This is a genomic window from Nocardiopsis sp. NPDC006832, assembly GCF_040635885.1.
Lineage (GTDB): Bacteria > Actinomycetota > Actinomycetes > Streptosporangiales > Streptosporangiaceae > Nocardiopsis.
On the sequence record NZ_JBEYLC010000006.1, the window covers coordinates 77304 to 99330 of the forward strand.

15 protein-coding genes are annotated in these 22027 nt (G+C 70.6%); 12 read left to right on the top strand and 3 right to left on the bottom strand.

All coding sequences use genetic code 11. The features are described from left to right. The first annotated feature begins 6 nt into the window (after nt 1-6). From ABZ717_RS04710 to ABZ717_RS04725, 4 genes are all read left to right on the top strand, one after another. A complete protein-coding gene (locus ABZ717_RS04710) occupies nt 7-1965 on the top strand; it encodes a hypothetical protein (protein WP_358505605.1) in 1959 nt (652 codons plus the stop codon). Further along, nucleotides 1955-3274, top strand: a complete 1320-nt coding sequence (locus ABZ717_RS04715) for a hypothetical protein (protein WP_358505607.1) — start codon at nt 1955-1957, stop codon at nt 3272-3274. Before ABZ717_RS04710 ends, ABZ717_RS04715 begins: the two co-directional genes overlap by 11 nt. 131 nt (nt 3275-3405) lie before the next feature. Continuing rightward, the gene (locus ABZ717_RS04720; protein ID WP_358505609.1) at nt 3406-5667 is read left to right on the top strand and encodes a protein kinase; all 2262 of its coding nucleotides are present in this window, start codon (nt 3406-3408) and stop codon (nt 5665-5667) included. A gap of 54 nt (nt 5668-5721) precedes the next feature. After that, a complete protein-coding gene (locus tag ABZ717_RS04725; RefSeq protein WP_358505611.1) occupies nt 5722-7689 on the top strand; it encodes a serine/threonine-protein kinase in 1968 nt (655 codons plus the stop codon). Between the two features lie 34 nt (nt 7690-7723). On the opposite strand, the gene ABZ717_RS04730 is transcribed toward ABZ717_RS04725, so the two are convergent. Next, nucleotides 7724-8320, bottom strand: a complete 597-nt coding sequence (locus tag ABZ717_RS04730) for an AAA family ATPase (RefSeq protein ID WP_358505809.1) — start codon at nt 8318-8320, stop codon at nt 7724-7726. Nucleotides 8321-8440: 120 nt separating this feature from the next. On the opposite strand from ABZ717_RS04730, the gene ABZ717_RS04735 reads away from it, so the two are divergent. From ABZ717_RS04735 to ABZ717_RS04770, 8 genes are all read left to right on the top strand, one after another. Next, nucleotides 8441-9616, top strand: coding sequence for an ROK family transcriptional regulator (locus ABZ717_RS04735; RefSeq protein WP_358505613.1), 1176 nt, complete (start codon nt 8441-8443; stop codon nt 9614-9616). 247 nt (nt 9617-9863) lie between these two features. Next, complete coding sequence (locus ABZ717_RS04740; RefSeq protein WP_358505615.1) at nt 9864-11009, top strand: sugar ABC transporter substrate-binding protein; 1146 nt, start codon at nt 9864-9866, stop codon at nt 11007-11009. Between the two features lie 114 nt (nt 11010-11123). After that, nucleotides 11124-11924 (top strand): ATP-binding cassette domain-containing protein, encoded by an 801-nt coding sequence (locus ABZ717_RS04745; RefSeq protein ID WP_358505617.1) that lies wholly within the window; start codon nt 11124-11126, stop codon nt 11922-11924. Beyond that, the gene (locus ABZ717_RS04750) at nt 11921-13198 is read left to right on the top strand and encodes a sugar ABC transporter permease (RefSeq protein ID WP_358505619.1); all 1278 of its coding nucleotides are present in this window, start codon (nt 11921-11923) and stop codon (nt 13196-13198) included. The genes ABZ717_RS04745 and ABZ717_RS04750 overlap by 4 nt, the downstream gene beginning before the upstream one ends. A 590-nt stretch (nt 13199-13788) precedes the next feature. After that, complete coding sequence (locus ABZ717_RS04755) at nt 13789-15051, top strand: styrene monooxygenase/indole monooxygenase family protein (protein WP_358505621.1); 1263 nt, start codon at nt 13789-13791, stop codon at nt 15049-15051. 38 nt (nt 15052-15089) lie between these two features. Then, entirely contained in the window at nt 15090-15860 is a 771-nt protein-coding gene (locus ABZ717_RS04760; RefSeq protein WP_358505623.1) for a sulfite exporter TauE/SafE family protein, read from the top strand. 311 nt (nt 15861-16171) lie between these two features. Continuing rightward, a complete protein-coding gene (dxs, locus tag ABZ717_RS04765; RefSeq protein ID WP_358505626.1) occupies nt 16172-18100 on the top strand; it encodes a 1-deoxy-D-xylulose-5-phosphate synthase in 1929 nt (642 codons plus the stop codon). A gap of 53 nt (nt 18101-18153) precedes the next feature. After that, entirely contained in the window at nt 18154-19566 is a 1413-nt protein-coding gene (locus ABZ717_RS04770; protein WP_358505629.1) for an FAD-dependent oxidoreductase, read from the top strand. A gap of 3 nt (nt 19567-19569) precedes the next feature. On the opposite strand, the gene ABZ717_RS04775 is transcribed toward ABZ717_RS04770, so the two are convergent. Further along, on the bottom strand, nt 19570-20415 hold the full coding sequence (locus tag ABZ717_RS04775; RefSeq protein WP_358505632.1) for a neutral zinc metallopeptidase: 846 nt from the start codon (nt 20413-20415) through the stop codon (nt 19570-19572). A gap of 678 nt (nt 20416-21093) precedes the next feature. Next, the gene (locus tag ABZ717_RS04780; RefSeq protein WP_358505635.1) at nt 21094-21885 is read right to left on the bottom strand and encodes a TetR/AcrR family transcriptional regulator; all 792 of its coding nucleotides are present in this window, start codon (nt 21883-21885) and stop codon (nt 21094-21096) included. Nucleotides 21886-22027: the final 142 nt, after the last annotated feature.

Sequence of the window (22027 nt, forward strand, 5' to 3'; positions counted from 1 at the left end):
CGGAGCATGCCTGTATCCCCACGGGTCCTTCGGTCCCCCTCCCGCGTCTCCCGGATCCCGGCCCTGCTCGTGGGGGCGCTGTTCCTCCTGTTCGCGTCGTCGCCCGCCGCGATGGCCGAACCCGCACCCGATTCCGCCGCGGCGTACGAGAACCCGCCCACCATGGCCGAGCACTACGCCGGGCTGCTGTCCGAGCAGCCCGAGGGCGCGGCCGTGGTGGTGGACGACGCGGTGGGCGGGGCGACCCCGCACGAGGAATTGGCCGAGGAACTGCACGCGGCCTTCGAACCCCTCGGGGCGCCCTACCACGTGGTGGTCTCCCCGTTCGTCGGTGCCGGTACGCCCGGCGGCATGGACGAGATCATGCCGGCCGTGCACGATCGGCTCGGTGCCGACGGTGTGTACGTACTCCTGCCTCCCAAGGGTCTGCCCACCGAGCTCCAGGTGTACGGGGTGGATCTCTCGGTGCGGGGAGCCACCGACGCCCTGCGTGACGCCGAGCTGTACATCGCCCCGGTGGGGGACGTGGCGCCGGTTCTGGCGGCCGGGTTGGCCGGCGAGGAACCGCCGGCGGTCGACCTGGAGCGGCGGCCCGAGGGGTTCCTCGGAGAGGTCGATCCGAACGGCTTCAACGGTCCCGCCAACCTCGGCCTGCTGGTGGGTACGGTCGGAGCGGCCGTGGTGATCGTCGGGGGCTGGGCGGCCTGGTATTGGGTGCGTCAGGACCGGCGCGTGCTCCCCGTGGTCGCCGTCGTGGCGGCGCTGGCCGTCTCCGGGACGACGGTGGCGGTCGGCTACGTGTACACGATGAGCGCGCCCGTCGGTGGCGCGGAGGTCGCCGATCCCGAGGATCTGGTGCGCCTGGAGGCCCCCTACGTGACCGACCCCGGACGGGCCGAGCGCCTGGCCGCGGAGCTGGCCGAGGACCCCCTGTACGTCGATCCGTTGTCCTCGCTGTCCCGCGAGGGGCTGGCGGAGGTACGCGAGACGCTCACCGACTCCTCCGTTCCCGTCTACGCGGCCGTGGTGCCCCTGGCCACCGACGACGAGGTCGAGGGCGAGGCCGAGGTCTTGGCCGCGGCCCTGGCGTCGGTGGCCGAGGAGGACGGTGTCTACGTGGTCATCGGACCCGGGATCGAGGAACCCGTCGTCGGAGCCGCCCCGAGCGGACTGGAGATCGATGCGTTCGGTTTGTGGTCGCCCCTGAGCCGTGTCGAGGAACCGACCCCGGCGGCGGCCCTGGAACGGACGGTAGCCGACCTGGCGGAGCTTGAGTTCACGCCCGGCGACGGTTTCACGCCGCTCTTCGCCGACGACGAGCCGAACCTGCCCGAGCCCCGTGGTGAGCGCTTCTGGGGCGGAGAGGGCTTCCTTCCCGGGGCGCTGTTCCTGGGGCCGTTGCTCGCGGCCCTGGTGATCGGGCTGACCTACCTGGGTGCCTTCTTCCGAGAGCGGTATCGCGGCGGTGGCCTGGTGACCGTCGTGGGGACCGGTCGGCTGCGCCGCCTGGCGGTCAAGGAGGCGGGTCGGGTGCGCGGGCTGCTCGACCGTGACCCGGAGGGCATCCCGCCCCGGTACATGCCGCAGGCGGAGGCGGTGCTGATGCTCGTCGACCGGGACCTGGAGGTACTGGACCTATTGGGCGTCGTGGTGCTCGCCCGCCGGGTCCTGGCCGTGGCCGAGGACCCGGACGCGGCCACCGATCCCTGCGCGGTCAACCCGCTGCACCCGTTCTCCGGGAAGAGACACCGCACCCGGGTCGCCGGCGGGAACGCCCACCTGTGCGAGGGCTGCGGCGTGCTCGATGAGAACCAGCGTGCCATCAGGATGTTGAAGTTGCGCACCGAGAGCTCGGCGCACTCTTACCGGAAGGCGCCGGAGAACGCCTGGATCCGGTACTCGTTCGGCGCCAAGAGGCCTGAACGGATGATCGAAGAACTCCTCGAGGTGAATCGTGTCCACTGAACCGCGTACCCCGGACCGGAGCCCGTGGGCGGCGCTGCGGGCATTGGTTCCCGTCCTGACGCTGGCCGCGGCCGTGGCCTTCGCGCCCGCGGCCTTGGCCGACCCCGCCGAGGGGACCGGCCCCACAGAGGGGACCGACCCGGGCGAGGTGACCCCCGCGCAGGCCATCGCCGAGAGCCTGACGGAGTCGCCCGTCCACGTCGACCCCGCCTACGAGGACGCCTTCTCCGTCGAAGCGCGCGAACGCGTCGCCGAACGGATCGCGGGCAGCGACCTCGACCTGTACGTCATCGTCGTCCCCCTCGTCGAGGGCGGCACCTGGAACGGCGAGAGCGAGGCCGTGGCCTCGGCGGTGCACGACCGCCTGGGCGAAGGCGAGCGGCACTACCTGGTCTACAACAGTTCGGGTGATCTGGAAGGCCACGACCTGGGCACCGCCTCCGACGACTGGAGCAAGCCCGCCTTCTACGGGGCGCTCGCCGCGAGATACGAGACGATGAGCGGCCAGAGCCTCATCCCCACCGAGGTGGAGGCCGCGATAGAGGCGGCCCTGTCGGATGACCCCGAGGCCACCTACGAGGCCGCGATGGACGCCTACCGCGAGGAGAGCGGCACGGGCGGCTTCACCAACCCCGTATCGACCATGGATCCCGCACTCCGGGACCTGGGCGTGGTCGTCCTGGTGGGGCTGGTCGGGGTCGGACTCTGTCTGTTCTACGTGCGTACACGACGGCGATCGGCCGCGCCCGTCGCACAGCACGCCGCGTTCGACAACGCCGACCGCGCTCGCCTGGAGTCCGTCGTCGAGAGCGGCGCGCACGACCTCATCGAACTGGGGGAGCGACTCCAGGCCGCCGACCTGATCGACGCACAGAACCTGTCCCGGGCCTTGGACGCCCGCGACGCCGCCGCTCGGGTCCACGACCGCATGGTCGCCGAAGGGCCCACCCTGCCCGACGCGGTGGGCGTACTCGTCCTGCTGGACCTGGCCGAGGACGCCCTGGTGGGGCGGCGCACCCCACGTCGACCGTGCTACGCCAACCCTCTGCACGGAACCGGTACCAGAACCACCCAGTGGCGCGAATTCGGCGGTTCCCGTACGATCCGGGTGCCCCTGTGCGCAGAGTGCGCCCGCGCCGTTCGCGGCCGCGTCCGTCCCACGGTGCTGCCCGCTCATCACGACGGGGCGGAGATCCCCTACTTCGAGGTGCCGGCGCAGGAGAGCGTGTGGGCGGCCACCGGCTACGGCACCCTCCGGGACGACCTGGTGGAACGGGTCCTGCGCGGCGACCACGCCGGGCGACGGTAACGTCCCGACATCGATTCGGGCCCGGAGGGGAACCCGGGCGGGGCCTGGACGGTCCCACCCTGTGACACCCTGTCGGGGAGAGGCCCCGCGGGGCCTGTGGGAGACACGACGAGCAAGAGACGGGGCAGGCTGTGGACGACCTCCGGAGCCAGGACGCGCACCAAAGCGTGATCGGTGGTTACCGGCTGCTGAGGTCCCTGGGGCGCGGTGGATTCGGTGAGGTGTTCCTCGGCGAGACCGAGGATGGCTCTCGTGCGGCGGTCAAGTTGTTGCACGTCGGCTGGGCCGGTGACCAGGACATGCGGCGGCGTTTCGCCGCGGAGGTGGAGCAGGCGCGCCGGGTGAGCGAGTTCTGCGTGGCGCGGATCCTGGACGCCGACCTGGAGGCCGAGCGGCCCTGGATCGCCTCGGAGTTCATCGACGGGCCGACGCTGCAGGACGCGGTGCAGGAGGAGGGCCCGCGCTCGGGCAGCGAACTGCACCGTCTGGCGGTGTCCACGGCCACGGCGCTCGCGGCGATCCACTCCGCCGGTGTGGTGCACCGTGACCTCAAGCCCGACAACATCATGCTCGCGGCGGACGGCCCGCGGGTGATCGACTTCGGTATCGCCCGTGCGGTGGAGGCCACCTCGGTGACCGCCAGCGGAGTGGTCGGCACCATCGGCTACATGGCGCCCGAACAGTTGGAGGGCGCCCGCCTGACCGCCGCCGTCGACGTGTTCTCCTGGGCCGCGGTGATGGTGTTCGCCGCCACCGGCCGGGAGGCGTTCCCGGCACCCACCCAGGCCTCACGCATCGCGCGCATCCTCGGCGGGGCGCCGGACCTGGACGGAGTGGCGCGACCCCTCGTGGACGTCCTCGCCGACTGTCTGAACAAGGACGCCGACGCCCGCCCGGAGGCCCCCGAGCTGTTGCGGCGGCTGATCGCCGGTCCGACCGGCGCAACCCCGTCCCCCGCCGCCCGACCGGTGCCCCCGGAACCCGTCGAGGGGCTGGACGCCACCACGGTCACACCCACGCCGGACGCGATGACCCGCGTCGGTGTGGACCGGACCCGGGTGGCCGAGCATCCACCCACCGGCAGCGCTCCGGTCGACCCCACCGGAGTGGCCCGAGTCGACCCCACCCGGGTCGCGCGGGTCGACTCCACACGGGTCGCCGGTACGGACTCCGCCGGCACGGCCGGCACCCACCCGGCGGGTTCGGCCGTCTCCGCCGCGCACGCCCAGGGAGCGATCACCCCCTCCCGGAACCCGAGCGCCCCCCTCCGGGCCCCGTCAACACCACCACCCTCGGGTTTCGCCCCGCCGTACCACTTCTCCGGTGCCCGCTTCCAGGACGCGGGCACCCTGGCCGAGGCCATGCAACGTGACTGGGCCGCCGCGGTCCGGGTCTTCAACGACCCCGCCGAACGCTCCGTCCTGGGTGCCTGGATCATGGACGACCTGGGCGACACCACGATCGACCGGTCCCTGTTCCGCCGCCAGGTGGGCGACGCCAACCTGGCCGTGGCCTCCTTCGTCTCCCAGCTGCGCCCCGACCTGCCCCCGGTCTTCCGTGGGCGTGCCGCCGCCATGAGCGACCTGCGTTCCCTGTTCGCCGACCCGCGCCCCCTGCTCACGGGCGCCCCACAGGCCAACGAGATGGTCCTGCTGGCCCGCCCCGAGCTGCTGCGGATCCTCGACGCGCACCGCGGTCCCGAACCCGGGGCCCACCGCGATCTGGCCGAGAACCTGGACCGGGCCGAACGCGTCGGCAACTCACTGTGCGCCCGCCTGGCCCAGGAACTCGATGGCTGGCGCTCGACCCGGGTCACCGTCAACCCGGCGCTGGTCATGGCCTTCATGCTCAACCCCGACCGGATGACCCCGCCCGGTGACGGCCGTGACAGCGCGGTGGCGGACTGGGTGGACATCCTGTGGCGGTCCGTGATCGGCGCCGAACTCCCCGACTCCGCCGGATACGCCGCCGCCGTCCACGCCGCCATGCCCACCGTCCAAGCGCTGGCACGTCAGCGCCGCTACTGGGAGGGCCGCTACTCGGAGGTCTCCGCGACGCACGAGGCCCTGGAGGACAAGGTGACGTTCCAGCGGCGGATGCACGGGGCCGCCCAGGCGTGCAAGTACGGGATCGTGGCCCTGCCGGTCGGTTTCGTACTCGGATTGGCCGACGGGGGAGGGTTCGCCGAGTTCCTGTTCGGGCTCGGTGTGCTCGCCCTGGTGGGCGCCCTCGGTGTGAACCTCACCAACCGGGTGATGTGCGGTGGCGCCGCCCGCCGGGCCCAACGGGTCATGGAACTCCAGCACTCACGTCAGCAACTGCCCCAGTTGACCACCGGGGTGGGCCGGATCCGCTCCGACCTGGAACGGGCCCGGCAGATCACCTCGGGCTGACCCGATCGTGTGGGCCACACGTACCGTAACGAACGATCCAAGAGAGGCTGCTTCGTGAGCGAGGCCACGGAGAAGGTCGACCCCGAACATACGGTCGGCCGATACCGGCTGGTCAGACGGCTGGGAAGAGGCGGATTCGGTGAGGTCTTCCTCGGTGAGGCGGAGGACGGGACCCGTGCGGCGGTCAAACTGCTGCACGCGACCTGGTCCGGTGACCAGGAGATGCGACGGCGCTTCGCGGCGGAGGTGGAGCAGGCGCGCAGCGTCGGTGGCTCCTACGTCGCCGAGATCCTCGACGCCGCCCCCGACGCGGACCGACCCTGGATCGCCACCGAGTACATCGACGGCCCCACCCTGCAACGGGCGGTCTTCGAGGACGGCCCCCGTACCGGTACCGACATGCACCGGTTGGCGGTGTCCACGGCCACGGCGCTCGCGGCGATCCACTCCGCGGGTGTGGTGCATCGGGACCTGAAACCGGACAACATCATGCTGGGGTCGGACGGCCCCCGGGTGATCGACTTCGGTATCGCGCGGGCCATCGAGGCCACGTCGGTGACCGCCAGCGGCATCGTCGGGACGGTCGGGTACATGGCCCCCGAACAGCTGGAGGGCACACGCATCGGTACCTCGGTGGACGTGTTCTCCTGGGCCGCGGTGATGGTGTTCGCCGGCACCGGAAAGGACGCGTTCCCAGGGCCCAGCCAGGCCGCCCGCATCGCCCGGGTCCTGGGCGGGAAACCCGACACCGGTGACCTGTCCGGGCCGCTGCTGGAGACCATCCTGGCCTGCCTGGCCAAGAGACCCGCGGATCGTCCCGACGCGCGGACCCTGCTGCGGCACCTGGTGGAGGGCACTGCCCCCGTCCGGACCACTCCGGCGAAGGGGCGGTCCGAGGACACCCCGGCCCCGCCCGTCGCCCACGCGGCCGGTACACATGTGACCCCCTACCACTTCGCCGGTGCCCGCTTCACGAACGTGGAGGACCTGGCCGCCGCCTTCCAACGACAGTGGCCGGACGCGCTGCGGCTCTTCGCCGACCGCGGGGAGTTCGAGGCCCTGGGCTCCTGGGTGATGCGGGACCTGGGTGACACCAAGGTCGATCGTGCCCTGTTCCGCAGGGAGACGCGCGACGTCAACCTCGCCCTGGCCACCTTCATCGCGGAGGCGAACCCGGCGCTGCCGCCCCGCTTCCGTGACCACGACGCGTCCATCGCCGGACTGTCCGGGCTCTTCCACGACCCCCGACCCCTGGCCACCGGCGACCCGGTCGACAACGAACTCCTCCTGCTCGCCCGCCCCGAAGTGCTGCGGATCATGGCACGGCACGAGGGAGAGGACTCCGCCCGGCTGAGCTCGCTGGCCGAGGAGCTGGCCCGGGCCGAACGGGCGGGTACGGGCATCCTTCGCGAACTCACCGAGAACCTCACCGGCTGGGGAAGTCTTCGCTCCCAGGTCGATCCCGCGCTGGCCCTGGTCTTCCTGCTGCACCCCACGGCGCTGGCCGCCCCGGATCCCGGGGCGAGCCCCTGGGCCCGCGAGTGGTTCGGGATCCTCTGGATCCGGGTGATGGCGAGCACGGGCGCGGAGCGTGCCGGGGTGGGAGCCGCCGTCCACGGCTCCTCCAGCACGGTGGCGGCCCTGGCCGCCGAACGGCACCGCTGGGAGAACGGACTCTCCACGCACCGGGCCGCGTTCCCGGAGGAGGACGGCCGCAAGGCGGCTCGTTGGGGCATGCTGTGGATCGTGTCGTTGGCGCTGACCTTCTCCCTGGTCTCCTGTGTGTCGGGGGCCGTCGCGAACGTGGGACCCGCCATCGCCCTCGGGACCCTGGCGTTCGGAGCGTTCGTGCTGCTGCTGGCGGGTTGGGCGATCACGGAGTTCCGCTCCCACTCACAAGGCCAGGACCTGGAGAAGCGGAACTCGTCCGCGCGAGAGCACTACGACCGGGGCCTGCGGATGATGGACCAGGACCTGGCGCGGGCGCGACGGATCTGTTCGGGACCTCCCGCGCGGCGCTGATCCGGACCCGACGTTCGATCCGGCCGCACGCGGATCAGGGGTTGTCCACCACCAGGTCCGCGCGTTCGCGCGGATGGTCGCGGGAGTACAGCGACTCCTCCTGACGGGCCCACAGAGCACGGAAGGGCGCGTACAGGTCGGCGTCCTCGCGTGCGTCCAACCGTGCCCGGCGCAGACGGTCGGGGGCGGCCACCCACACCAGGACGTCGATCGAGTCGCGCACGACGCCCGCTCCGGACCCGCACCCCTCCACCAACAAGGTCCCGCCGTCGTCGAGCCCCTCGGGCAGGGACCGCCACCGCTCCTCGAAGACGCCGCGTTCCCAGTCGTAGCGCCGCCACGCGGCCGACCGCCCTTCGGCGAGGGGCTCCAGTACCCAGGTGCGCAGCAGTTCGGGGGCCTGTTCGAGCCCCTCCCAACCCGGATAGAGGTCCTCCATCGTCAGTGTCGCCACCGGTTCGCCGATCGCGGCCAGCTCGCGCCGTACACGCTCGGCCACCGTGCTCTTCCCCGAACCCGAGTGCCCCTCCACCGACACGACGCGCACCCGCCGTCCCCGTCGTGGCGCCGCGGAGATCCTTCGCGCCACCCGAGCCGCCCAGCCCGCCTCGCCCGTTCCCACCCGAACCATCATTCCGATCCCGAACTCCCCACGCCTGCGGGTGACCAGGCGTCCCCGCCCGTCTTTAAGGCTTGTAACATTCCATCGAGCATCAGTGCCGAGCACAGTCGACCACAAAAGGGGTACGCGGTGACCGAGGCCGACACGACCCCCGGGTCGCAGTCAGCGCTGCGTCAGGCCAACGAGCGCCGTGTGGTCGAGGTTCTGCGACGTGACGGGACCCGAACCCAGGCCGAACTGGCACGTGCCACCGGGTTGTCCGCGGCGAGCGTCTCCAACATCGTGCGCGGACTGCGCTCGGCGGGCGCGGTCTCGGTGAGCAATACCTCCTCGAACGGTCGCCGCGCGCGTGCGGTCACGCTTTTGCGCCCACCGGGAACGGTGGTCGCCCTCGCCTTCACGGTCGACCGGATCTCCGTCGCGGTGGGGGACAGCGACGGCAACCCCTTGGCCGGCGAACAGATCGAGTACGACGTGCCGGCCGATCCCGAGCGCGCGGTGCGCCGGGCCGCCTGGCTGGCCGAGACCACCCTGCTCCGTGCCCGGATCGATCCGGGTCGGATCGGGGCGGTCGTGGCCTCGGTGCCCGCGCCCATCGATCCGCGCACCGGAGTGGTCGGGGACATCTCCTGCGTGCCCCGTTGGGCCGGGTTCCGGCCCGGTCCGGCCCTGTCGGAACGGCTGGGTTCGCCCGTACTGGTGGAGAACGACGCCAACCTCGCGGTGACGGCCGAGCGCGCCTCGGGCGTGGCCCAAGGCGTCGACCACGTGATCCAACTGGTACTCGACGTGGGGGTCGGCGCGGGCATCGTCATGTCGGGGCGGCTCTTCCGAGGAGCCGGCGGAACCGCGGGCGAGGTCGGGCACATCGGCCTGGACCAGCGGGGGCCGGTGTGTCGTTGCGGCAACCGCGGCTGTCTGGAGACCTTCGTCGGGACCGAGTACCTGATGCACATGCTGCCGCGTGACTCCTTCCGCGGACCGAGCCCCGGAACGGCCGTTCTGACGGATGTGGTCGGTGCCGCGTTGGAGGGCGACCCGGGCAGCCGCCGGGTGATCGCCGAGGCCGGGACGGCCCTGGGACAGGGAACGGCGATCATCGCGAACCTGTTCAACCCGGAGATGATCGTGGTCGGCGGGGAGCTGGCGGCGGCCGGCGACCTCCTGCTCGATCCGATGCGCAGGGCGATGGAGCTGGGCACGCTGGGCAGCGCGCTGTCCGACCTTCGGGTGGTGGCCAGTACCCAAGGCGCCGACGCGGCGCTACGTGGCGCCCTGATCACGGCCTCTCACTCCCTGTCGTGAACCCAAGGGCACCCGTCATCGTGAACTGAACGGTTCGGTCGGGTTCCTGATCGGCGTTAACAGATGATCACATACCCTCAAAGCGGCATTGACCTGCCCATATATTGCCTTCATGTGGTGAACCTAATGTCCGTGACGTATCGGTTATGTGTTCACTAGTTGACGGCAAGGCCTACGCGGGGTTCTACTTCACACCAGCACTCGCGAGTTCCCACCCCGTACAGGCATCCTTGAGAGGTAACGCGTCGTGAACACACAACGCCTCCACCCCCGACGCGCGGTCGCCCTATGGCTGACCGCGGCCGGCGCAGCCCTGGCCCTGCTCACCTCGGCCTGCGGTTCGCTCACCACCGATGGTTCCGAGACCGAGGTGGAGGAGCAGACCTTGGAGGAGGGCTTCCACGTCGGACTCCTCCTGCCCGAGCTGCAGACCGCCCGATACGAGGCCTTCGACCGGCCCTACTTCGAGGAAGCGCTCGGAGAGCTCTGCCCCAACTGCGAGTTCTCCTACGCCAACGCCGACCAGGACGTCGACGAGCAGCAGACGCAGGCCCAGGCGATGCTGACCGACGGTGTCGACGTGCTCGTCCTCGGCGCCGTCGACTCCGAGGCCGCCGCGGGCACCGTCAACGAGGCCCAGTCCCAGGGCGTGCCGGTCGTGGCCTACGACCGTCTGGCCCAGGGCGGCGCCGACATGTACGTCTCCTTCGACAACGTCCGGGTCGGCCAGGTCCAGGCCGAGGCGCTGATCGGCGCCCTGGAGGAGGAGGGCACCGCCGGCGACGGTTCCATCGTCATGATCAACGGCTCGCCCAGCGACCCCAACGCGGGCGACTTCAAGGCCGGCGCCCACGAGATCTTCGAGGGCCAGGTCGAGATCGGTCAGGAGTTCGACACCCCCGACTGGTCGCCGGACGAGGCCAACAGCCAGATGGAGGGCGCCATCACCTCCCTGGGACTGGACGAGATCGTGGGCGTGTACTCCGCCAACGACGGCATGGCCGCGGGCATCGTCTCCGCGCTGCGCAGCGCCGGAGTCTCGGTGGAGGACCTGCCCCCGGTCACCGGTCAGGACGCCGAACTGCACGGCATCCAGCGCATCATCTCCGGTGAGCAGTACATGACCGTCTACAAGGCCATCCGGCCCGAGGCCGAGCTCGCCGCCGCCATGGCCGTCTCCCTGGCCACCGGCGAGGAGCTCGAATCGGGCGAGCACGTGGTCACCGACGTCGAGGACGCCGACGGCGAGATGGTCCCGTCGGTCTTGCTGGAGCCCGTCGCGGTCACTGAGGAGAACATCGGCGACACGGTCGTCTCCGATGGCTTCTACAGCATCGAGGAGATCTGCACCTCCGACTACGAGGACACCGATTTCTGCCAGGAAGCCCTCTAAGGACCGGGTAACCCGGGCCGGCCCCGGCCCGTGCCGTCGGGGCCGGTCCCTCGGGGGACGCCCCGGCGGGGAGGCGCGACCTCCCCGCCGGGACGAGAGAAGAGACGAAAAAGCATGAGCACACCCATCCTGGAACTGTCCGGGATCTCCAAGACCTTCGGGGCCGTACGCGCCCTCAGCGAGGTCGACTTCCAAGTCGACGCCGGAGAGGTCGTCGCCCTGCTCGGCGACAACGGCGCGGGCAAGTCCACATTGGTCAAGGTCATCGCGGGCGCGCACCCCGCGGACAGCGGCGGCGTCATCTCCTGGGACGGTGCGCCGGTCGGCATCGGAACCCCGGCCGACGCCCAGCGCCTGGGCATCGCCACCATTTACCAGGACCTCGCCCTGTGCGACAACCTCGACATCGTCGGGAACCTGTTCCTGGGCAACGAGCGACTGCACTTCCCCGGCACCCTCGACGAGGTCGAGATGGAGCGCCGCGCGGTGGAGCTCCTCGACTCCCTGTCGGTGAGCATCCCGAGCCTGCGGGTCCCCGTCGCGGCCCTGTCCGGTGGTCAGCGACAGATCATCGCCATCGCCCGCTCCCTGCTGGGGCAGCCCCGCGTGGTCATGTTGGACGAACCGACCGCCGCCCTGGGCGTGGCCCAGACCGCGCAGGTGCTCGACCTCATCGAGCGGTTGCGCGACCAGGGCCTGGGCGTGGTCCTGATCAGCCACAACATGGCCGACGTCCGCGCTGTCGCCGACCGCGCGGTGGTCCTGCGCCTGGGGCGCAACGCCGGGGACTTCCCCATCGCGGACACCTCCTACGAGGAGATCGTGGCCGCCATCACGGGCGCCTCGGACAATCCGGTGTCCCGCCGTTCCACCCGCACCGGCTCATCGGCCACGGCCACGAAGGACAAGGAATGAGCCAGCAGACTCATGAAACGGAAGGCGTCGAGGTGAGCGAGGAGAACACCGCGGCCCGACGCGACCCTCGCCTGCTGGCCACGGTGGCCTCGCCCCGCGGGTGGTGGGACGCGGTCAAGCGCAGTCTCAAAGGAGGCGAGCTCGGGCCCGTCCCGGTCGTCGTCGGCCTCATCCTGATCGGCATCGTCTTCCAGTCGATGAACGACCGGTTCCTGTCGCCGCAGAACCTGTCGAACCTGACCGTCCAGATCGCCGCGGTGGGTCTCATGACCACCGGTGTGATCATGGTGCTGTTGCTGGGCGAGATCGACCTGTCGATCGGTTCGGTCGCGGGTCTGTCCGCCGGTGTCCTGGCGGTCCTGGCGGTCCGCCACGGTGTCTCGGAGTGGGTCGCGATCGGAGTGGCCGTGGGCATCGGCCTGCTGGTCGGTCTGCTCCACGGTTTCGTCTTCGCGAAGATGGGCGTTCCCGCCTTCGTCGTCACCCTCGCCGGCCTGTTGGGCTGGCAGGGGCTGCACCTGAACCTCATGGGCAGCGACGGCAGCATCAACACCAGCGCCACCGGTCCCATCGCGATGCTGACCCAGACCTACTTCGTTCCGGTCGTGGGTTGGTTCCTGGTCATCGTGGCCCTGCTCGCCTACCTGGTGTCCGTTCTGGCGGCCGAGCGTCGTCGTGGGCAGGCGGGCCTGCCCTACAAGCCGCTCGCAGAGGTGCTCTTCCGCGCCGCCCTGCTGGCCGTGCCGCTCGTGGGCGGCGTGTGGATCCTCAACCAGTACAAGGGTGTGCCGCTGGCCTTCCTGATCTTCGTGGGCTTCGTGGTCGTCCTCGACCTGGTCCTGCGCAAGACCCGTTACGGGCGCATGGTCTACGCCGTGGGCGGTAACTCCGAGGCGGCCCGGCGCGCCGGCATCAGGGTCGACTTCATCCGGATCACGGTGTTCGGCATCGCCTCGACGCTCGCGGCCATCGGAGGCATCATGCTCGTCTCCCGTAACTTCGCGGCGAGCGTTTCCACCGGTGGTGGCGCGGAGCTCATGATGGCCATCGCCGCGGCCGTCATCGGTGGCACCAGCCTCTTCGGTGGCCGTGGCAACGCCTACTCGGCGCTGCTGGGCGGCCTGGTCCTCGGCGCGATCACCTCGGGCCTGCTCTTGTTGCAGATGGACACCTCCGTGCGGTTCATGATCACCGCCGCGGTGTTGCTGATCGCGGTCATCCTCGACGCCGTCTCCCGCCGTGGGCGCAAGACCCACGCCCGGGGCGGCGGCTGAGGGACCACCTCGGGGCGACGCTCTCGCGTCGCCCGCAAGACCTCTCCCGGAGGATGAGAAGGACCGGTTCACCCCGGACCGTCCTTCCAGGCCCGGGCCGGCCACACTCCCACCGGCCCGGGCCTTCGTCGTGTCCGCCGGCGGAAGGGGTGGTCGGGAAGGGGGCGGTGTGAACTGCGTCCCTTTCCCGGGCGAGGGGGATCGGGGCGTTCAACGCGCGCGGCGGCCGTCGTGCCCGACACCGAGTTCGGGGCGCCGAACTTCGTGGTGAACACCGGATGAACCCCTGTGGTCGCTCTGACCTGTGGCGATGCGGAGGCGCGTGCCGGATGAGCGGTTCCGCGGCCACATGCCCGCCATGGCCCGCCCGGGGGATCCATTGGTCCCACCGCGATAGGGGAGAAGGTCCCATGCCCTGGGGCGCCGTGGTGGCCGACGCGAGCGCTGCTAGCTTCCATCGGTGAAGCCACCTGCCGTTGCGGGGACGTCGCCCACCATGACGACGTGCCCCGCCCGGTCGTGCCCGAGACCCGGGCTTGGAGACCACCCTGCCCCGTGACCTCTCCGGCGCGCGGGTGTGAAGGAGAAAGATGCGCAAGATCCTCGTCGTCGGTGCCGGACAGTCCGGGCTCCAGTTGGCCATCGGCCTGCTCTCGGAGGACTACGACGTGACCCTGGTGGACCCCCGGAGCCCCGACCAGATCAGGGCGGGTCGTGTGATGTCCACACAGTGTCTCTTCGGGCCGGCGCTGCGCCGTGAACGCCGCCACGGACTCGCCTTCTGGGACGACGAGGCGCCCGAGGTGACCGGTGTCGGAGTGCGGGTGGCGGAGCGGCGGGGCGGTCCCGTCCCGGAGGTGGACTGGGTCGGACGCTTGGACGAACCCGCCCGATCGGTCGATCAGCGGATCAAACTCGCATCCTGGCTGGAACTGTTCGTCCAGGGCGGCGGCCGGTTCCTGCGCCACCGCGTGAGCCGGGAGGAGCTGGAGGCGCTCGGCGCCGAGTACGACCTCGTGGTGGTCGCCGCGGGTCGGGGCGAGCTCGCCGAGATCTTTCCCCGCGACACACGACGCTTCCACTTCAAGGGACCCCAGCGGCGGCTGGCGCTGGCCTACGTGAGCGGGGGCGAGGAACACCCGGGCGGGGGAGTCCTCTCGCGCACCGTGGTCCCCGGCGCTGGTGAGGCCTTCACCCTGCCCACCCTGTCGCTGAACGGCCCCTGTCACGCGGTGATGGTGGAGGCGGTGCCCGGTGGACCACTCGATCGCCCCCTGGCCGAGGGCGCCACCGGAGACGACGTGCTCGCCGGCCTGCTGGACGTGCTGCGCCGTTACGCGCCCTGGGAGTACGAACGCTTCTCCCGTGCTCACCTGGCCGACCCCATGGCCGCCCTGTACGGCGGCTACGCTCCGGTGGTCCGCGACCCCGTCGCCCGAACGCCGGGCGGGGCGCTCGTGTGGGGCATGGCCGACTCCGTGGTCGCCAACGATCCCATCACCGCCCAGGGGGCCAACATGGCGTCGCTGTGCGCCGACGTGTACCGGCGCGCCATCGTCGACCACGGAGGCCGCCCCTTCGACGAGGCGTTCATGCGCGGGGCCTTCGGCACCTACTGGCACAGCGCCCGCCAGGTCACCGCCTGGAGTCGGGTGATGTTGTCCGGGCCGCCCCACGTGTGGGAGCTGTACCGTTTGGCCGAGCGGCACCAACCCACGGCCGACCGGTTCGCCAACTCCTTCAGTGACCCCACCGGGCTCATCGACTGGTTCCTGCACCCCGAACGGGCGCTGGAGTACGTGGACGGGGTCCGGCGCGGCACCGATCTTTCGTCCCATCTTCCTACCACGTGATCCCGATCGGGTGAGGGGAGATATAGCTTCGCCTCCTAATGCTCGATGAACTCCTCACACCCACCACCCACGCACTGTTCGGCCAGGTCGACGCGTGGGTCTTCCTCCTCCTGGCGGCGGCCGCGGTCATGGTCGGGGCCGCCGTCCAGAGCATGGTCGGACTCGGTCTCGGCCTGGTCGCCGCCCCCGTCATCTCCTTCCTCGACCCCACGCTCATGCCGGGGGCCCTCCTGATCAGCGCGAGCGTCCTTCCGGTGCTCACCCTCCTCCAGGAGTGGCGTCAGGTGGACTGGCGCGGCATGGCGTGGGGGCTCCCGGCCCGTGTTCCGGGCACCCTGGTGGCCGTATGGGTCGTGGCCCTGCTCGAACCCCGGGCCCTGGCCGCGTTCGTCGGGGTGATGGTCCTGGTGGCCGTCGCGCTGACCGTGCGTTCCTTCAAGGTCCGTGTCACCCCGCTCTCGTTGGTGGTCGCGGGAACGCTCTCGGGCTTCTCCAGCACCACCACCTCCGTGGGCGGCCCACCGATGGCGTTGGTCTACCAGAACGAACCGCCGGAGAGGGTCCGCGCCACCCTGGCCGTGTTCTTCCTGTTCGGCGGACTGTTCTCCCTGGGAGCCCTGGCGGTGGGCGGGCAGATCGACGCCCGGACCACGGTCGTCGGCTTGTCCGTGATCCCCTTCATCGCCCTCGGGTTCCTCATCGGGAACCGGCTGCGCCGCCGGGTGAACCCGGCCCGGACGCGCACCGTCCTACTCATAGTGGTGTCCATCTCCGCCGTGGGCCTTCTCGTGCAGGCCGCGCTCGGATAGCCTCGGCACGCGTGGCCCCGATCTCGGCGCCCCCGCTCCGGCGTCCCGGGGCGAAGGTGGTGGCGAAACCGAGTAATCTACGCCGCAACCGGTGTGAGGGCGGAGCCCATCGTGACGCGTCACGAAAGGACGCCATCGTGTTTGCCACGGGTGGCGTCGGATCCCTGACTTCGGGGGTTCCGGGCGGAACCCATGGACGATGGCCCATAAACTCGGGTATGTATACCTGCCGGTAGCCAAGGCCGTCCCAAGTCAGGGGACGCTTCTGGCAAACGTAAGCGGACACGCGGGACGAGGGGACTGACGAGACAGTGACACTGTTCGAGTCGATACAGAATCCGGAAGCGCTCAAGAGGCTTTCGGCCGATCAGCTCCCTGTGCTGGCCCGGGAGATCCGGGAGTTCCTGATCCGGTCGTGCGCCGAGACCGGCGGACACCTGGGCCCCAGCCTGGGCGTCGTCGAGTTGAGCATCGCACTGCACAGGGTTTTCGAATCACCCGATGACCCGATCCTCTTCGACACCGGCCACCAGGCCTACGCGCACAAGGTCCTCACCGGCCGGCACGACTTCAGCGACCTCAAGTCCGAGGGCGGACTGTCGGGCTACCCGTCCCGGGCCGAGTCCGAGCACGACTTCATCGAGAACTCCCACGCCTCCACCTCCCTGTCCTACGCCGACGGCATGGCCAAGGCCAACGAGGTCCGGGGCCGCACCGACCGGACCGTCGTCGCCGTCATCGGTGACGGCGCGCTCACCGGCGGAATGTCCTGGGAGGCCCTCAACAACATCGCGGAGAAGAAGAACCGCCGCCTGGTCATCGTCGTCAACGACAACGGCCGCTCCTACTCGCCCACCACGGGCGGTATCGCCGACCACCTGGCCTCGCTGCGCATGACCCCCGGCTACGAGCAGGCCCTCGACCTCGCCAAGAGCACCCTCAACCGCACTCCGGTGGTCGGCCAGCCCATCTACGAGGCCCTCCACGGTCTCAAGAAGGGCCTCAAGGACACCATCCAGCCACAGATGATGTTCGAGGACCTGGGTCTGAAGTACCTCGGCCCCATCGACGGTCACGACGAACAGGCCCTGGAGAAGGCGCTGCGCCGCGCCCGCGACTTCGGCGGACCGGTGATCGTCCACGTCCTCACCCAGAAGGGCAAGGGATACGCCCCGGCCGAGAACCACGTCGAGGACCAGTTCCACGCCCCCGGGCCCTTCGACATCGACACCGGCAAGTCCAAACCCGGACCCAAGGTGGAGAAGTGGACCGGTGTCTTCGCCGAGACCATGGTCGAACTGGGCGCCGAACGTGAGGACATCGTCGGCATCACCGCCGCGATGCTCCACCCCACCGGCCTCAACAAGTTCGCCGACGCCTACCCCGACCGCGTCTTCGACGTCGGCATCGCCGAACAGCACGCCGCCACCGCCGCCACCGGCATGGCGATGAACGGGCTGCACCCGGTGGTCGCCGTCTACGCGACCTTCCTCAACCGCTGCTTCGACCAGGTCCTGATGGACGCCGCCCTGCACCGCCAGGGCGTCACCTTCTGCCTGGACCGCGCCGGCGTCACCGGCAATGACGGCGCCAGCCACAACGGCATGTGGGACATGTCGATCCTCCAGGTCGTGCCCGGGCTGCGTCTGGCCGCTCCGCGCGACGCCACCCGTCTGCGCACCCTGCTGCGCGAGGCCGTGGCCGTGGAGGACGCGCCCACCGTCGTGCGCTACCCCAAGGGCGCCGTCGCCGAGGAACTGCCCGAGATCGGCAAGGTCGGTTCCATGGACCTGCTGCGCCGCGCCACCGACAGCGGTCACACCAAGGACCTGCTCATCGTGGGCGTGGGCACCATGGCCCAGGTCGCCTGTGAGGTCGCCGACCGCATGGCCGACCAGGGCATCGGCGTCACCGTCGTCGACCCGCTCTGGGTCAAGCCTCTGGACGAGGCCCTGGTGGCCGAGGCCGCCGCGCACTCCGTCGTCGCCGTCGTGGAGGACAACGGCCGCACCGGTGCCGTGGGCGACGCCGTGGCCCGCCTGCTGCGCGACCACGAGGTGGACGTGCCCGTGCGCACCTTCGGCATCGAGCAGGAGTTCCTGGACCACGCCAAGCGCGACCGGATCCTCCAGCAGCAGGGCCTGACCCCGCAGGAACTGTCCCGCAAACTCACCGAGACGGTCTCCCGTCGCGGCGAGGGGGCCGGGGCCGCCCGCGAACTGGCCGACGAAACCGCCTGACCTCGGGCTCTGGCAGCACCGGACGGAAGCTCCGGTGCTGCCAGAATGGGACCATGACCTCTTCCGAACCCGAGCAGAACCTCGAATCGCCCGAACCGGAGGAGGCCGCCCCGCTCAGGGTGGCCGTGATCGGCTCCGGCCCCGCGGGCATCTACACCGCCGACGCGCTCACCCGCCAGCGTCGGGTACCCGTCCGCGTGGACGTCCTCGACCGGCTGTACACCCCCTACGGGCTGGTCCGCCACGGTGTGGCCCCCGACCACACCAAGATCAAGGGCGTGGCCAGGACACTGCGGCGGGTCCTGGAGCACCCCGACGTCACCTTCGTCGGTGGGGTCGAGTTCGGTTCCGACCTGACCCGCGCGGACCTGTCCCGCACCCACCACGCCGTCGTGTACGCCACTGGAGCCGCTGTCGACCGGCGCATGGGGATCCCCGGCGAGGACCTGCCCGGCAGCGTGGCCGCCACCGACTTCGTCAACTGGTACTGCGGCCACCCCGACAGCGAGCTCGAACGGTTCGTCCTGGACGCCGAGGAGGTCGCCGTGGTCGGGGCCGGCAACGTCGCCCTGGACGTGGCCCGCATCCTGGCCAAGACCGCCGAGGAGCTACGCCACACCGACATCCCCCAACCCGCCCTGGACGTCCTCTCTCGAAGCCGCGTGCGCACAGTGCACGTGCTCGCCCGACGCGGGCCCCTCCAGGCCAGGTTCACCGCGCCCGAGCTGCGCGATCTGATGAGGCTGCCCGGCGTGGACGTGCTCGTGCGTCCCGAACAGGTCGACATCGACCTCGCCGACGTGGGCACCGACCGGCCCGGGTTCCGTGAGGTCGCCAAAGCCTCCCGCACCAACCTCAAGCTGCTGCGCGAACAGGCGGAGCGTGCGCCGCGGGGACGCCCACGGCGCATCGAGTTCCACTTCTGGACCCGCCCCGAGCGGATCGTGGGCGCGGAGGGGGTGGAGGGGCTGCGCGTGGAGCGCACCCGCCTGGACGAACGGGAACGGTTGGTGGACACCGGGGTGGGTTCGACGTTGGACGTGGGAATGGTGCTGCGTTCGGTCGGCTACGCCGGTGTGCCCTTGACCGGTGTGCCCTTCGACGAGCGCGGACGCACCGTGCCCCAGGAGGAGGGGCGGGTGCTGAACGGCGGTGGCGTCGTGCGGGGTGACTACGTCGCCGGATGGATCAAGCGCGGCGCCACCGGGGTGATCGGCACCAACAAGTCCGACGCCGCCGCGACCGTGCGTTCCCTGTTGGCCGACGCCGACGTTCTGCGCGCCGGGGTGCCCGAACCGGTGGGGCTGGTCGACGTCCTGGCCGAACGGGGACTGACCGTCGGCGACTACGAGGGTTGGCTGCGCATCGACGAGGCCGAGGAGGGGCTCGCCACCGAGCTCGACCGGGGCGCACGGGTCAAACTCGGCGGATGGGAGGCCTACCGCAAGGCGTTGGGCCGCGGGTGAGCCTCAGCCGACCTGGTCCGCCTCGGCGCCGTAGGTGTTGCAACCGGCCACGGTGCCGCCGTCCCAACCCGCCTCCAACCACTGGGCGCGGCTGGTGGCACTGCCGTGGGTGTCCAGGTCGCCGCCGTCGTTGAAGTGCCGGTTGACCACGTCGAGGGCGTCGCCCCGGGGGTCGACGATCCCGCGCAGCGCGATCCCGGCCATGCACTCGGCCTGGAGCTCGGTACGGCGCAGCGTGTCGAGTTCGTCGTCCTCGCTGCCCGCGCTCCGGCGCAGGTCGTGGGAGATACGCAGGATACCGGTGGAGTTCTGGACGTGGTGGGCGTACTCGTGGCCCATCAGGGCCAGCCACACGACCTCGCGTTCGTCCGCGGGGATGACCTGGGACACCTCGCGCACGTTGGGCAGGACCACGGTGATGGTGGCGACGTCGCTCTCGTAGTAGGCCAGGGTGAAGGCCTCCTCCGTGTCGCTGTCCAGGCCCTGGTCGGTGACGGTGACATCGGGCAGGTGGGGGGCGAGCCGAAGTTCGTCCATCACCGGTGCCCACAGCTCGTCCAGGCAGTCACCGGCCTCCCGGGAGAAGCCCTCCCAGGAGTCGTCGGAGTCCACGTCCAGGTCGGGCAGGTCGCAGTCGATCGGCGGTGGCGTGCTCATGTCGTACAGCGGGTGGTCGACCAGGTCGATCTCCGCGGGCGCCGGCCGGGCGAGCAGCTCCTGGTCCCGGAAGGCGGAGAGGTCGGCGCCACCGGGGGAGGACTGCTGCTGTGGTGTGTTGACCACGACCACCACGCCGGCGATGAGGGCGACCAGGGCCATCGACGCGGCGGCGAAGGCCGCGATGAGCATGCCCTTGCCCCGGTCCGCCCGTCGAGGCGGTGGATACCACGTCCGTGGCGGCCCCCAATAGGGATGCCACGGTGGACCCTGCGGGGGCGCCCATCCCGATCGAGGGTGCGCCCCGGGGAACGCCTGTGGCGGCCAAGGGGGCCGGGGGCCCTGCGGGACCGGAACGTGGGGTCCTCGCGCCGCCCACATCCCCTGCGGGGGACCCCCGGGCGCACCCCGTGGCCGCGCGTCGCCCGGAGCGTTCGTCGCGGGGCTTCCCCCGGGAGTCCCTGGGACGCCTGTGGCATGGGTGGCGCCGGGTACCCGAGGTTCACCCGGGGCGTGACGCGTACGCGTCACCTCGGGCCCTTGTGGTGCCCGGGGCGGTCCCATGGTGTCCGGCCCCCGCGGAGCCTCCGGTGACGGGGTGGTGCCGGGAACCCGTGTGGTGCCCGGGGCGTGCGTGCCGTCGGGCGTCTGTGGGGCCGGGGCGGCCTCTCGGGGCGTGTGGGACGGCGGCTCCGCTCCCGGGGTGTCTCCGGGGTGGGTGCCGTGCCGGTCGGTCCGGGGGAGGTCCCCGGGAGCCTCGTCTCCGGTTCGGTTGTCCACGGGGCCATCCTCGTCATCGCGCCGCCAGGGAAAGGGCATGTCCGTTTTGTACCCATGAAACGGACAACTGCCCCATGCCCCCAGTATGGGTCAACCGGGGGTGTCCGTGACGGGCTTCCCCAGGCGCTCGATGGGGAGATACCGGACACCGAGGCCGGTCATCAGGTTCTGAAGCTCGGACTCGAAGAAAGGTTCCATGTCGTTTACGGCGAATCCCAGGTGCTGGAACACCTCCATGCACACCACCCCGTAGATGCGGATCCAGCACCGGGTGAGCATCAGGGCCGCTCCCGTGGGCATGGCGTGCGCGGACAGACCCACAGTGTCGACGAAGGAACTCAGCTCGGCGGTGAGTTCGGGTCCGATCTCCTCGTCCGCGGGTAGCGGGATGTCCTTCTCCTTGATCAGGCGATCGCACAGGGCGAAGAAGGTGGACGCGAAGCGCCTGCCGGTCTCCAGGGCCGGGGTGAGGTCGGCGTCCAATTCGAGTCGCCTGCTCGGCCCGAACATCACGGAGAACTCGGCGGGATGGGTGATGGCCCAGGTTCGCAGCGCCCGTAGCGCGACGTGCAGGCGCAGTTCGGTGTCCTCGGCCGGGACCGAGGTGTCGGCGGCGGCGACGGTGTCGGCCAACTCGTCGAACAAGTCTGCGGTGATCGCCACCAGTAGCGCGTCGATGCCCGGCACATAGCGGTACAGTCCCGGCGCGGTCATGCCCATCTCGCGGGCGATCGCGCGCAGGGAGACCCCGGCGACACCGTGCTCCACGAGATGTCTGCGCGCGATCGACTTGATCTCCGTGAGTGTGGCTTCTCGCACACGATCGCGGCGACTGAGTACGGCCTCGGATCGCGGCTCGCTCGTGACCGGCGGTTTCGTCATGTTCAGTGGTCCACCCCGTCTCGGCGCCGATTCCGCGGCACCGCTCTGTTCGGTCGACGACGTTGACATCGTAACTGGTGCACGCTTGAGTGAACGCCGTTAGCAAACGGCGTTAACGGACATGATTCGTGTTCGCGCGAAG